Below are 13,773 nucleotides of genomic sequence, written 5' to 3'. Positions count from 1 at the left end.
AACGCACTAAATTGTAGCGCTACAAAATGCCGTTGGACCTTCCCGCCGCGGCTGAATTTCAAAGGAGAAATCAATGGCTGAAAGCCTAGGCGTCGCCGTCATCGGTGCAGGCATGGCCGGCAAGGCCCACGCTGCCGCGTACCGCACCGCGTCTGCCCTCTACAGCCCGGTGCTTCCCCCGGTGCGCCTGGTCTCGATCGGCGATGTCAACGCCGAATTCGGTTCGTTGGCCGCCCGCCGTTTCGGCTACGAACGCAACGACACGTCATGGCAGGCAATCGCCGAAGCCGATGACATCGACGTCGTCAGCGTGGTCATCGCCAACTCGCTCCACCGCGAAGTGGTGGAGGGCCTGCTCGCTGCCGGCAAGCACGTGCTCTGCGAAAAGCCGCTGAGCGACTCCCTGGCAGACGCCCGCGCCATGGCCGAGGCAGCCCGCGCGGCCGAGGCCGGCGGCACGATCGCCCGCATCGGCTTCACGTTCCGTCGCACCCCCGGCATCGCCTACATCCGGGACCTCATCCGCAACGGCGTCCTTGGCAACGTCCTGCACTTCAGCGGCCGCTACTGGACCGACTACGGCTTCAGCCCCGCCGCTCCCATGAGCTGGCGCTACAAGGGCGGCCCCGGCTCAGGTGCCCTCGCCGACGTCGGAAGCCACCTGACATACATTTCCGAGTTCCTCTGTGGCGACATCAAGTCGATCACCGGCGGCAGCCTCAGCACCGTGATCGACAAGCGGCCCCTGCCGCTCGCGGCCGTTATGGGCCACGACCACGTAGCCGTCAGCGACACCTTCGAAGCCGTCGAGAACGACGACTACGCCGCCTTCAACGCAGAGTTCGGCACGGGTGCCGGCAGCTTTGAGGTCTCCCGGGTTGCGGCCGGACACGCCAACAGCCTGAACTTCGAGGTGTTCTGCGAGAACGGTGCCGCCAAGTTTGACCAGCGCCGCCCCGCCGAAATCCAGCTGTTCCTCAACGACGGCTCCGGCAACGAGAACGGCTACCGCCAGGTCATCCTCGGCCCGGGGCACCCCTACATCGCCGGTGGCCTCGCCATGGACGCCCCCGAAGTCGGCTTCGGCCAGAATGACGCGTTCGGCTACCAGGCCCGCGCGTTCCTCGAAGAGGTGGCCGGCCTCAGCGAAGAAGAGTCCCTCCCCCGCTGCGCCACGTTCGACGAAGGCGTGCGCAACATGGAGCTGCTCGGCGCCGTCACCGAATCCGCGCTCAACAACGGAAAGAAGATCACGCTATGAGGCTCGGTGTCTACAACGCGATCCTGCATGACCGTCCGCTTCCCGAAGCACTGAAGGTCATTGCCGAGCTCGGCCTCACCGGCATCGAGATCAACACCGGCGGCTTCCTCCCCGCCGTTCACGTTCCCACCATGGACCAGATTCTGGAAAGCGACGCTGCCCGGGACGACTACCTGGCGATTTTCGAAGGGACCGGCGTCTCCATCGCCGGCCTCAACTGCAACGGCAACCCGCTGCACCCCAAGCGTGAGATCGGCGAGAAGCACGCCGAGGACATCCGCCGCTCCATCCGCCTGGCCAGCCGACTCGGCCAGAACCGCGTAGTCACCATGTCCGGCCTGCCCGGCGGCGAGCCCGGCGCCACCACCGTCAACTGGGTGGTCAACGCCTGGAATTCGGCGGCACTGGACGTCTTGGACTACCAGTGGGGCGTGGCTGCAGAGTTCTGGAAGGAAACCGACCGCCTGGCGGCTGACCACGACGTCAAGGTGGCTCTCGAACTGCACCCGCAGAACCTCGTCTTCAACACTGCCGATGTCCACAAGCTGATCGAGCTGACCAACGCAACACATGTCGGCGTCGAACTGGATGCCTCCCACCTGTTCTGGCAGCAGATGGATCCGGTCGCCGTGGTACGCGAACTCGGGCCGCTCGTCTTCCAGGCAGCGGCGAAGGATGTCCGCGTGAACACCGAAAACGCCGCGCTGTACGGCGTGCTGGACAACAGCTTCCGCCGGCTCGCGCCGGAGGAAAACCGCACCAACCTCGGCGGCGACGAGTGGGCCAACGAATGGCCCAAGAACTCCGCCTGGGACTTCGTAGCCCTGGGCCGCGGACACGACACCGCCTACTGGACCGAGTTCCTCCGGGCCCTGCACGAGGTGGACCCGGAGATGCTGGTCAACATCGAGCACGAGGACGTTTCACTGGGCCGGATCGAAGGCCTGCAGGTGGCGGCCAAGGTGCTGCGGGATGCGGACGCCGCGCTCAGGGCATCGCTGAACCTCACGGCTTAGCAACCACGAACTCGCCGGAACGCTGCAGGGTCGCCGGAATTTTCCGGCGACCCTGCACGGTTTCGACGACTTCGACGCCGGGCACCGGACAGGGAAGGAAACGAACATGCGTATTGGCATTGTCGGATACGGAGCAGGCGGCAGGTACTTCCATGCCCCGTTCATCGAAGCGGCGGATGGCATCGACCTGGTTGGCATCGTGGCCCGCTCGGAAGCGAAGAGGGCGCAGGTCGAGGCAGACTTCCCGGGCCTGCTGGTCCATGGGAGCCTGGCCGAAATGCTCGACGCCGGCGTGGACGCGGTGACCATCACCACGCCGCCGCACACCCGCCATGACCTGGTGATGGAAGCCATCGAAGCAGGCGTGCACGTGGTGGCCGACAAGCCCTTCGCCCCGAATGCGCAGGCTGCGCGTGAACTGGTCGAGGCCGCCGCGCGGGCCGGCGTTGTCCTCAACGTCTACCACAACCGCCGCCGCGACGCGGATATCCTCACGCTCGCCAAAGTCCTGTCGTCGGGCAAGCTGGGTGAGACGTGGCGGGTGCACTCGACCATGGACCAGGACAGCGCTGACAGCCTCGAACTTGGTGCCAGCGGTGGACTCCTTCGCGACCTGGGCAGCCACCTGGTTGACCAGATGCTGTGGCTGCTGGGACCGGCGAGCCACGTTCACGCGACCCTGGACTGGACGGACCGTTTCGGCGTGCGGACGGACTGCGGCTTCGTGGTCACTATGACGCATGCGTCCGGAACCGTTTCCACGGTGTCCGCCAGCAAACTCAACCACTCCACCACCCGGGAGCTGCGGGCCTACGGCAGCAGCGGCAGCTACATCGCTTCCGGCGCCGATGTCCAGGCGGAGGCTCTGATGTTGGGCCGCCGCCCGATTCAGGAACCGGCCACGTGGGGCATTGACGCGCCCGAAAACTGGGGCACGCTGTCCACGAAGGACGGCCGCGGGGCCATTGCCTCGGCGCAGGGGAACTACGCCGGCTTCTACACCGAGTTCGCCCGCGCGGTCCGCGGCGACGGCCCTGAACCCGTTCCGGCGACGGACGGAATCCGGACGCTGGAGGTGCTGGATGCGGCCCGCCGCAGTGCGCTGGAGAACGCGGTGATCGCACTCTAGCACCCTCTCTCATTTCCTGCACGTTTTCCCGGATCCCTCTCTCACCGGGTGAGAGAGGGATCGGGATTTTCCTGCAGGAAGTGAGAGAGCGTCCACGGCCCCGCACCCAGTGGGGACAAGGAGAAACGCCCGACGCCGGCCGGCGTCGGGCGTTTTTGCGTCATCGTGGTTTTTGCATCACCTTAGACGGAAACGCCTGAGCGCTCCTTGAACAGGTGCTCCAGCTCCTCCAGGGACTTGTCCTTGGTCTCCGGAACGACGCGCTTGACCCAGACAATGGCACCCAGCTGCAGTGCCACGAAGATGAAGAACGTCGCCGAAACACCGATCCACGAGACCATCTGCGGGAAGAAGAACCCGATCAGGAAGTTGACCATCCACAGCACAAAGACGCAGATGCCCATCGCGATGCCGCGGACGTGCATGGGGAAGATCTCGGACATGGTCAGCCACGTGACGGTGCCGATGCAGCCCTGCATGGAAGCCAGGAACGTCACCATGAACAGCAGCACCAGGTAGCCGCGCAGCGTGCTCTCCGGCAGCGCCATGGAGATGACCGCGATGGCCGTCAGGGACGACGCCGTGCCGCACAGTCCCACGATCAGCATGGGCTTGCGGGGCACCCGCGTCATCAGATACATGCCGACGATCACGGCCGCCACGGACGTGACGCCGTTGAGGACGTTGGCAATCAGGGCGCCTTGGTCGCCGAACCCGGACGAGGACAGGATGGACGTCCCGTAGTACATGATGGCGTTGACGCCGCTGATCTGGTTGATGATGGCCATGCCCAGGCCCACCACGAAGATCCTGCGGATCCACGGAACGGTGAGGTCCTTGAAGGTGCCCAGCCGGGCCTGGTAATCCTCGCGGGCCGCCTGCCGGACCTCGTCGAACTCCGCTGAGACGTCGTCGGCGGCGCGGGTGGAGCGCAGCACCTCGAGGACGGCCCCGAAGCGGCCGGCCGACGCCAGCCAGCGCGGGCTCTCCGGCAGGACCAGCATCCCGAACCACAGGACGACGGCAGGGAGCGTGGCGATCACCAGCATCCAGCGCCAGACGTGCGTTTCTTCGGGAAAGAGGTTGCCCAGCACCGCGTTGAAGGTGAAGGCCAGGAACTGGCCGGTGACGATCATCAGCTCGTTTTGCGTGACGATGCGGCCGCGTTGGGCCGCCGGTGACATTTCCGCGAGGTACACGGGGACTATCACGGAGGCGCCGCCCACGGCCAGGCCCAGGAAGGTCCGGGCCGCGATGAGCAGTTCCGTGCTCGGCGAGATAGTGCAGGCGATGGTGGCCACGACGAAGATCAGGGCCAGGCCCATGATGGTCTTACGCCTGCCGAAGCCGTCCGAGAGCCGGCCTGCGCTGATGGCGCCGAAGGCCGCACCGAACAGGAGCGTGGACGTGACCAGCCCTTCGGTCAACGGTGTGAGGCCAAGGTCCCGCTGCATAAACGGCAGGGCTCCATTGATGACGCCTGTGTCGTAGCCGAACAGCAGTCCGCCGAACGTGGAGAAGAGCGCCACCTTCCGCATAAATTTCTTCGGGTTGGCCGGCGTGGCCGGGTTCTTCTGCTTGGTGCTGACGGGGGCATCCGATTGGACTGTGCCGGGATTCGTCATGGTTCCTTTGCTTAGGTCCGTATTCGCCGCCACTACTTGGCCTGTGCGACGTAGTTGCGCATCGTCTCCAGCTGGTAGCGGGACACGTCCTCGGCGTTGTCGTCCTCGGCGAAGACACTGGACACCATCACGGTGTTGTCCTTGTCCAGGAAGCCGATTTCCTTGAGCCCGGCGAAGAACTCGTCCCAGTTGACGTCGCCGTCGCCGATCTTCAGGTGCTGGTGCACACGCACGGCGTTTCCGGGCGGGTTGGTGATATAGCGCAGTCCGTGGGAAGCATGGTGGTCCATGGTGTCCGAGACGTGGACCAGGCGCAGCCTGTCCCCCGCGGCCCGCATGATCTCCAGGGGCTTGTTGCCCATGTGGAACGAGTGTGAGGCCACGTAGACCATGCCGATGTTGGGCGAGTTGAGCCCGCGGATGACGCGGATGGCGGCCAGGCCGTCTTCGACGAAGTCGTCCGGGTGGGGATCGATCAGGACATCAAGGCCTTCACGCTCGATGATCGGCAGCAGCTCTTCCATGGAGCGGTAGAAGGCGCGCTCGGACTCTTCGGCTTTCTCGGGGCGGCCGCTGAATTCGGTGTTCATGGTGCTGACACCGAGGTCCACGGCAATCTGGATGGCGCGCTTCCAGTAGCGGACCGCTGCCTCGCGGGCATCCTCGTCCGGACCCGACCAGCGAAGGACCGGCAGAACGGACGCGATTTCGACGCCGGCGTCCTTGCACGCCTTGTTCATCTGGGCCACGAGCTCGTCGTCGGCTTTGGGGTGGTTGTAGAACGGGATCATGTCCGCATGCGGGGTCAGCTGCAGGTACTTGTAACCGAGATCGGCGGCCACGCGCGGAAATTCCAGCAGGCTGTGGCTGTGGTGGAACGGGGTGGGGTCCAGGGCGATTTTCATGGTCACTCCTTTGTGAATGAGTCAGTGATCAAACCGAGTTTTTGTCCAGATAATGCGCCGAAAAGGGCCTCAAAGTCGCATTATCTGGACAAAAACTTCTGGTGCGGGCGGGGCTTAGCTGTAGAGGTCCGGCTTGGCGTTGAGCTGGACCTTGACCTTTTCGCCCGACTTTTGGGCCTCGACGCCGGCCTCGCAGCAGGCTGCGGTTGCGTAGCCGTCCCAGGCGGTGGGGCCGCCGATTTCGCCGCGGCGGGCAGCGTCCGCCCAGGCCTGGACCTCGACGTCGTACGCCGCGCCGAAGCGCTCCTCGAAGCCGGGGGTAACCGACCCGCCCCAACGGCCGGCCGACTGGACGTAGGGTCCGGCGTCGCCGCCGATGCTCACGATGCCGTCCTCGAAGGAGGCCTGCGTTGCCACCTGGTAGCCGAACTTGGCGTTGACGTAGATCTCGACGTCGGCCAGGACGCCGGATTCGGTTTCGAGCAGGACGTGCTGCGGATCGTGCTGGCCGTTCGGGGCGTTGCGGGTGGCTTTGCCCAGGCGGACCTGGACGGAGGTGATTTCCTCGCCGGTGAAGAAGCGGATGGCGTCGAACTCGTGGACTACGGAGTCGTTGATGAGCATTTCGTTGGTGAAGCCGGCGGGTGTGGTGGGGTTGCGGTGCTGGTGGTGGAGCATCAGCAGCTCGCCGAGTTCGCGGTCGCGGATGACGGAGCCCAGGGCGGCGTATTCGGCGTCAAAGCGGCGCATGAAGCCCACCTGGATGCGCTTGTGTCCGAGCGCCGTTTCGGCCTGGACAACTTTCCACGCACTTTCGGCGTCAGGGGTGAGGGGCTTTTCGCAGAGGGTCGGGAAACCCTTCTCCAGTGCCTTGTAGAGGATTTCCTCGTGGAGGAAGCCCGGTGTGGCGATCAGCACGGCGTTGACGTCGCCGTTGTTGAGCGCCTCGTCGGCGCTGGCCAGGGCCACGGCGCCGTCGATCCCTTCGATGGCGGCCTGCGCCCGGGAAAGGTCAACGTCGACGACGGCGGCCACTTCGGCGCCGTGGATGCGCGTGCTGAGGCGCTTGATGTGGTCCGCACCCATGCGGCCTGCGCCGATGACGGCAACGCGGAGAATGTCAGTCATTGTTCTGTCCTTTAGTATCGGGTGCTATGTATCAGGGGCTGTGTATCGGGGGCTAGCTGTCGCGGGCTACTGGACCCGCGTGCGGGAGCCGCAGGAGAGCAGGTAGTTGCGGGTTCGTTTGGCGATGGGCATCGGCACGTCGAAGGCGACCGGGTACATGTCCTGTTCCACGATGCCGAAGATGGGGCGGTTGAGCTCCTCCACGGCTTCGATGACGGCGCGCAGGTCCGGGAGGCCGTTCGGCGGCTCGGTCATCACGCCGGCCAGGTTGGCTGCTGCCCAGGTCATGTTTTCTTCGTTGACCTTTTTCAGGATGTCCGGGTTGATCTGCTTCAGGTGCAGGTAGCCGATGCGGTCCGGGAAGTTCTTGATCAGCTCCAGGCTGGACGCTCCGCAGTACTCGGCGTGGCCGGTGTCCAGGCACAGGTTCAGGTATTCGGGGTCCGTCGCGGCCAGCAGGGTCTCGATGTCCTGCTGCGCACCAACGTGCGAATCGGCGTGTGAGTGGAACTGCTGCTTCAGGCCGAAGTCCTCCAGCAGGACCTTGCCCATGCGGTTGTGGCCGGCGAACAGATCAGCCCACTGTTCCTCGGTCAGTTCCCCGTTTTCGACTGCCTCTCCCGTGACGTCGTCGCGCCACATGGCCGGAATGACCACGATGTGCTCGCCACCCATGGCTGCCGTCAGTTCGGCCACCTTGCGGGCCGGCTCCCAGGCCTCGTCGTACTGTTTGGCGCCGCGGTGGAAAGCCGTGAAGACCGTTCCCGCGGTGACCTTCAGGTCGCGGGCCTTGAGTTCCTCGGCCAGCCGTGTGGGATCGTTCGGCAGGTACCCGTACGGACCGAGTTCGATCCATTTGTAGCCGGATTCGGCCACTTCGTCGAGGAAGCGTTCCCACGGGGTCTGCTTCGGGTCATCCGCGAACCACACGCCCCACGAGTCCGGCGCGGTTCCGATGATCAGCTTGTTCTCTGTCATTGCTCAATCCTTTGCATCGATTGCTCCGCAAAGGCCCTTTTGGACGCTCAAAACGGCGGTTACGGAGCAATCGATCGTGGTAGGTGGGTGGGCCCACGCCGCCAGGGTTCCCTGGCCGAGCTTGCGAGGCTAGGGAGGCGGTGGGGTCAGTTGGAGGGGAAGTTGTACGAGGCACCCGAGGCGTGGGTGGGCTCGGGCCAGCGGGAGGTAACTACCTTGCCGCGGGTGTAGAAGGAGACCCCTTCGGGGCCGTAGATGTGCTTGTCGCCGAAGAGCGAGGCCTTCCAGCCGCCGAAGGAGTGGTAGGCCACCGGGACCGGCAGCGGGACGTTGACGCCGATCATGCCCACGGTCACGGAGCGCTGGAACTTGCGGGCGTTCGCGCCGGAGGAGGTGAAGATGGCGGTGCCGTTGCCGTAGGGGTTGGCGTTGATCAGGGCGATGCCGGCGTCCAGGTCCTCGACGCGGACCACCACCAGGACCGGTCCGAAGATTTCCTCGGTGTAGGCAGTCATTTCGGTCTTGACGTGGTCGATGACCGTGGGGCCAACCCAGAAACCTTCCTCGTGTCCCGGGACCACCAGTTCTCGGCCGTCCACCACCATGGCCGCGCCGGCGGCTTCGGCCTCGGTGACGATCTTGACGATGCGTTCCTTGGCGGCGGGCGTGATGACCGGGCCCATGTCGGCGTCGGGCGCTGTGCCGTTGTTGACCTTGATGGCCAGGGCGCGCTCTTCGACCTTCTTGACCAGCAGCTCTGCGGCATCGCCTACGGCGACCGCCACGGAGATCGCCATGCAGCGTTCGCCGGCGGAGCCGAAGGCGGCGGCGGCGAGGTGGTCGGCAGCGTTGTCCAGGTCGGCGTCGGGCATGATGATCGCGTGGTTCTTCGCCCCGCCCAGGGCCTGGACGCGCTTGCCGTGCTTGGTGGCGGTCTCATGGACGTACTGGGCGATCGGGGTGGAGCCTACGAACGAGATGCCGTCCACGTCCGGGTGGGTCAGGAGCCCTTCCACGGTTTCCTTGTCGCCGTGCAGGACCTGGAACACGCCGTCGGGCAGGCCCGCCTGCTTCCAGAGCTTGGCCAGCAGCATCGAGGCGGACGGGTCGCGCTCGGAGGGCTTGAGGATAAACGTATTGCCGGCGGCGATCGCCATCGGGGCCATCCACAGCGGCACCATCACCGGGAAGTTGAACGGGGTGATCCCGGCAACCACGCCGAGCGGCTCGCGGAAGGAGAAGACATCGATGCCGGTGGAGACCTGGTCGGAGTACTCGCCCTTGAGCAGCTGCGGAATGCCGCAGGCGAACTCGATGACCTCCAGGCCACGGCCGATCTCACCCTTGGCGTCCGAGAGGACCTTGCCGTGCTCGGCCGTGATCAGTTCGGCGAGATCGTCCACGTGGGCGGCAACGAGCTCGCGGAACTTGAACAGCACTGCGGTGCGCTTGGCCAGGGAGATGTCGCCCCAGGAATCGGCGGCGGCGCGGGCGGCTGCGACGGTGGCGTCCAGGTCCGCACGGTTGGCCAGGCGCAGCTCCGCGGACACAGCGCCGGTAGCCGGGTTGTAAACGGGCTGCGTGCGGGTGCCAACGCCGGCGGTTTCGGCCCCGTTGATGAAGTGGTTGATGGTGGTGGTGACGGTCGTCGTTGACATGGTGTTGGACTTCCTTAGTCTGTGGGGGGCTGTGTGTCTGGGAAATCAGCCGAGCAGTTTGCGCTGGCGGTTCTTGTGGTCGGTATAGGTCTTGAAGGCCTGCTGCGTGGAGTCGAGGTCTGAAACCTGGGAGACGGGAACGTCCCACCATGATTCGGAGCTCGGGGCGTCCAGCAGGGGGTCGGATTCAACGTGGATCAGGATGGGCCCGCCGCGTTCAGGCGCGGCCTTGGCGTCCCTGATGGCCTGCTCGAGTTCGGCGATGACCTTCTCCCCCGGTTCGATCCGGATCACCTTCACGCCGAGGCTTTCGGCGTTCAGGGCCAGGTCCACCGGGAGGGTTTCGCCTTCGTCGAAGCTGTGCTGCTCCTCGTTCAGCGCCCGGTACTGGGTGCCGAAACGCTGCGAACCGAGGGACTCGGAGAGGGATCCGATGGAGGCGTAGCCGTGGTTCTGGATCAGGACCACGATCAGCTTGATGCGTTCGGCGACGGCGGTGACCAGTTCGGTGTGCATCATCAGGTAGGAGCCGTCCCCCACCATCACGACGACGTCGCGCTGCTCGCCACCGCGCGCGGCTTCTGCCAGCGCGGCGCGCTTGACGCCCAGCCCGCCAGGAATCTCGTAGCCCATGCAGGAGTACGCGTATTCCACGTGGTAGCCGAACGGGTCCCGGACGCGCCACATCTTGTGCAGGTCACCGGGCAGGGAGCCCGCCGCGCAGATGACGACGTCGGCCGCGTCCATGGCCCGGGACGTGGCGCCGATGATCTCGTTCTGGGCCGGCAGCGGGGTGAAGCGGGTGTCGAAGGCTTCGTCCACCGTGGCGTTCCAGCGCCTCTTCTCCGCCGCGATCTTCGCTTCGAGGTCCGCTCCGATACGGTAGCCGCCCAGGGCCTGGTTCAGCTTGACCAGTGCCTTGCGGGCGTCCGCCACGATCGGCAGCGAAGTGCCGTGCTTGTATGCGTCGATGGCGGCGACGTTGATGTTGATGAACTTTACGTCGGGGTTCTGGAACGCGGTCCGCGAGGCGGTGGTGAAGTCCTCGTAGCGGGTACCGATGCCGATGATCAGGTCCGCCTCGGCAGCGATGGCGTTCGCCGCCGTCGTGCCGGTGGAGCCGACCGCGCCGAGCGAGAACTTGTGGTCCCAGGGCAGGACGCCGACGCCGGCCTGGGTGTTGCCCACCGGGATGCCCGTCAACTCGGCAAAAGCAGCGAGTTCCTCGTTGGCGTAGGCGTACAGGACACCGCCGCCGGCGATGATCAGCGGGCGCTTCGCGGCCCGGATGGCCTCGGCGGCGCGGCGGATGTCGGCTTCGTCGGCGTCGGGCCGGCGGATCCGCCATTCACGTTCGGCGAGGAACTCCTCGGGCACGTCGAAGGCCTCGGCCTGGACATCCTGCGGCAGCGAGATGGTGACGGCCCCGGTTTCGGCCGGATCCGTCAGGACCCGGAGGCCGTGGTGGAACGCCGAGAACAGCTGCTCCGGGCGGGTCACCCGGTCAAAGAACTTGGACAGCGGCCGGAAGGCGTCGTTGACCGTGATGTCGTAGGCGTAGGGCTGCTCGAGCTGCTGCAGGACCGGGTCCGCGGCGCGGGTGGCAAAGGTGTCGCTGGGCAGCAGCAGCACCGGAAGGCGGTTGGTGGTGGCCAGTGCCGCACCGGTGAGGAGGTTCGAGGATCCCGGACCGATCGAGGTGCTGATGGCAAACGTCTGGCGGCGGCGGGTGTGCCGGGCGTAGCCCACGGCCTGGTGCGCCTGGGCCTGCTCGTTGCGGCCCTGGTAGTAGGGCATGATCGTCGGATCGAGCTGCTGGTACTGCTTCAGGGCCTGCCCGACGCCGGCAACGTTGCCGTGGCCGAAGATGCCGAACATGCCCGGAATCAGCCGTTCCCGGTACTCCACGCCCCCGATCAAGTCCACCGTGTACTGCTTGGAAAGGTACTCGACGACGGCCTGGGCCACCGTCATTCTGCGTGTTGCTGTTCCCATGAGGCTTTACTCCGATACTTTCGCTGATGACTGCAGCACGGGCGTCTTGAGCAGCGAGGCGGCGGTGGCGACAGCACCGGCAACATCGCCGTCGGCCGGGTACAGCAGCGTCCGGCCCACGGTGAGGCCCTGGACTCCGGGCAGGGCCAGGGCAGCCTGCCAGCTGGCGAAGACCTCATCCTGGGTGCCTTCCGGATCTCCGCCGAGGAGCACGGTGGGCAGCGTGGTGGCTGCCATGACGCGTTCCATCTCGGCTACCACGGGCAGCTTCATCCAGGTATAGGCGCTCGTGGAGCCCAGGCCCTGGGCGATCGCGATGGACTTGATGACGGCGTCCGGGCTGAGGTCGTTGCGGACCTTGCCGTTCTGCCAGACCGAGAGGAACGGTTCCACCATGGCGATCAGCCTGCGTGCGGCGAGGGAGTCGACGGCCCGCGCCGTGGCTTCCAGGGCGGAGGCGGTGTCCGGGTCGCCGAGGCAGATCCGGGTCAGCATCTTGCCGCCGTCGGCGCCCAGGGCGTCCAGGGCCTCGGCGGTGTGGCCGGTGAAGCGGTCATCGATTTCGTTGACGAGCCCGGCCAGGCCACCGCGGTTCATGGAGCCGAAGACCAGTTTGCCTTCCAGGGCCCCCAGGAGAAGCAGGTCATCCATGATGTCCGGGGAGGCGAGGACACCGTCCACGGCGGGGTTTGCCAGGGCGATCTGCAGGCGGTCCAACAAATCGCGGCGGTCCGCCATGGCCACCGGATCGTTTCCCACGGAGAGGGCTCCGCGGGCGGGGTGGTCTGCGGCAACGATGAAGTTCTGCACACCATACTTCAGCCCCGGATGGCGGCGGCGCGTGGCTGCGGCGCGGGCAACGGCGTCGGGGTCTTCGAGCCGGAGGGCGCTGAGGTGCTGGTAGCGGCGGGGATCGTCGTTGGCGCTCAAGACGCTGCTCCTTCGGAAACGGTGGTGTGGGACGGGCGTGAGGCTGCGGCACCGGCCAGGGCGGGTGCCAGGCGGCCGCGTTCGGCCAGCAGCGAGGTGACTTCCGCCGGCGTCGGCATGGCGTCGGCGCAGGAAAGGCGGGAGGCCACAATGGCGCCGGCGGCGTTGGCGTAATCCAGGACCTGTGCCAGCGGCCAGCCGGACAGCAGTCCGTGGCAGAAGGCCCCACCGAACGAGTCGCCGGCGCCGAGGCCGTTGACGGTTTGCACCGGGACCGGCGCGGAGACAACGCGTTCGGTGCGGGTCTTCGCCATCACCCCTTCCGGCCCGAGCTTGACGACGGCGATCTCGACGCCGGCGGCCAGCAGCCGGTCGGCCTGCTCGTCAGGGGATCCTTCGCCCACGGCGACGGCGCATTCCTTGTCGTTGCCGATAGCCACCGTGACGTGCGGGAGGATCTTGGCAACCTCGGCGCGGGCTTCCTCTTCGGAGGCCCAGAACATGGGCCGGTAGTCCAGGTCCAGGATGGTGTACTGGCCTTCCTTCAGACCGGTCCGCGGACGGGCAGCATGGGCGGCCAGGTGCGCCTCGCGGCTGGGCTCCTGGCACAGTCCGGTCACCGTCGACCAGAAGATCCCGGCGTCACGGATGGCAGCCAGGTCCAGTTCCGCGGCGTTGATCTGCAGGTCAGGCGCCGTGGGGAAACGCCCGTAGAAGTAGAGCGGAAAATCATCCGGCGGCATGATGGCGCAGAACGTCACCGCGGTGGGCCATTCCTTCACCGGCGTAACGAATGTATCGTCCACGTTGAACTTGCGCAGTTCACGGTGGAGGTATTTCCCGAAGGCGTCGTCGCCGGTGCGGGTGATCACGCCTGCGTTGCGGCCATGCCGCGCCGCGGCCACGGCCACGTTGGACGGGGAACCTCCGAGGTACTTTCCGAAGGACGTCACGTCCTCCAGGTCCACCCCGATGTCGTTCGGGTAGATATCGACACTGATGCGCCCGATCGTGAGCAGTTCGTGGGTCACGGTAATCGCGGACCTTTCTGGTTTGAGCTCCATACCCGTGTACAGCAAGTGCTAGAGCTCGGGTTCCTGGCCGGGCCCCCGTGAGCGGGACCACAACCACTACCTTGCCCTAGAATC

At 66.0% G+C, this 13,773-nt stretch carries 11 protein-coding genes; 3 read left to right on the top strand and 8 right to left on the bottom strand.

Annotated features, from left to right (window positions below):
- Window positions 1–73 precede the first annotated feature (73 nt).
- The 3 genes from AC3IT0_RS04745 to AC3IT0_RS04735 all read left to right on the top strand — a co-directional run bounded on the left by AC3IT0_RS04745 (window position 74) and on the right by AC3IT0_RS04735 (window position 3,406).
- Window positions 74–1,261, top strand: coding sequence for a Gfo/Idh/MocA family protein (locus tag AC3IT0_RS04745; RefSeq protein ID WP_489322630.1), 1,188 nt, complete (start codon window positions 74–76; stop codon window positions 1,259–1,261).
- Window positions 1,258–2,277: a sugar phosphate isomerase/epimerase family protein gene (locus tag AC3IT0_RS04740; protein ID WP_489322629.1), complete on the top strand. Its 1,020-nt coding sequence runs from the start codon at window positions 1,258–1,260 to the stop codon at window positions 2,275–2,277. The genes AC3IT0_RS04745 and AC3IT0_RS04740 overlap by 4 nt, the downstream gene beginning before the upstream one ends.
- A gap of 106 nt (window positions 2,278–2,383) precedes the next feature.
- Window positions 2,384–3,406 (top strand): Gfo/Idh/MocA family protein, encoded by a 1,023-nt coding sequence (locus AC3IT0_RS04735; RefSeq protein WP_489322628.1) that lies wholly within the window; start codon window positions 2,384–2,386, stop codon window positions 3,404–3,406.
- 182 nt (window positions 3,407–3,588) lie between these two features.
- Here the strand turns inward: AC3IT0_RS04735 and AC3IT0_RS04730 are convergent, their stop codons facing one another.
- The 8 genes from AC3IT0_RS04730 to iolC all read right to left on the bottom strand — a co-directional run bounded on the left by AC3IT0_RS04730 (window position 3,589) and on the right by iolC (window position 13,656).
- A complete protein-coding gene (locus AC3IT0_RS04730; RefSeq protein WP_489322627.1) occupies window positions 3,589–5,031 on the bottom strand; it encodes a sugar porter family MFS transporter in 1,443 nt (480 codons plus the stop codon).
- A gap of 32 nt (window positions 5,032–5,063) precedes the next feature.
- The gene (locus AC3IT0_RS04725; protein WP_489322626.1) at window positions 5,064–5,936 is read right to left on the bottom strand and encodes a sugar phosphate isomerase/epimerase family protein; all 873 of its coding nucleotides are present in this window, start codon (window positions 5,934–5,936) and stop codon (window positions 5,064–5,066) included.
- Between the two features lie 114 nt (window positions 5,937–6,050).
- Window positions 6,051–7,064, bottom strand: coding sequence for a Gfo/Idh/MocA family protein (locus AC3IT0_RS04720; protein ID WP_489322625.1), 1,014 nt, complete (start codon window positions 7,062–7,064; stop codon window positions 6,051–6,053).
- A gap of 66 nt (window positions 7,065–7,130) precedes the next feature.
- Window positions 7,131–8,042 carry a sugar phosphate isomerase/epimerase family protein gene (locus tag AC3IT0_RS04715; RefSeq protein WP_489322624.1) on the bottom strand — a complete coding sequence of 304 codons (912 nt, stop codon included), beginning with the start codon at window positions 8,040–8,042 and terminating at the stop codon, window positions 7,131–7,133.
- Window positions 8,043–8,188: 146 nt separating this feature from the next.
- Window positions 8,189–9,700: a CoA-acylating methylmalonate-semialdehyde dehydrogenase gene (locus AC3IT0_RS04710; protein WP_489322623.1), complete on the bottom strand. Its 1,512-nt coding sequence runs from the start codon at window positions 9,698–9,700 to the stop codon at window positions 8,189–8,191.
- A 45-nt stretch (window positions 9,701–9,745) separates the two neighbouring features.
- Window positions 9,746–11,695: a 3D-(3,5/4)-trihydroxycyclohexane-1,2-dione acylhydrolase (decyclizing) gene (iolD, locus tag AC3IT0_RS04705; protein WP_489322622.1), complete on the bottom strand. Its 1,950-nt coding sequence runs from the start codon at window positions 11,693–11,695 to the stop codon at window positions 9,746–9,748.
- 6 nt (window positions 11,696–11,701) lie between these two features.
- Window positions 11,702–12,625 (bottom strand): Cgl0159 family (beta/alpha)8-fold protein, encoded by a 924-nt coding sequence (locus AC3IT0_RS04700; protein WP_489322621.1) that lies wholly within the window; start codon window positions 12,623–12,625, stop codon window positions 11,702–11,704.
- Window positions 12,622–13,656 (bottom strand): 5-dehydro-2-deoxygluconokinase, encoded by a 1,035-nt coding sequence (gene iolC / locus AC3IT0_RS04695; protein WP_489322620.1) that lies wholly within the window; start codon window positions 13,654–13,656, stop codon window positions 12,622–12,624. The genes AC3IT0_RS04700 and iolC overlap by 4 nt, the downstream gene beginning before the upstream one ends.
- Between the last annotated feature and the right edge of the window lie 117 nt (window positions 13,657–13,773).

It is taken from the genome of Pseudarthrobacter sp. KH_020_B (assembly GCF_057840185.1).
The sequence above is the reverse complement of the archived record's forward strand: the minus strand, read 5'-3'. Positions and strand labels throughout refer to the sequence as shown.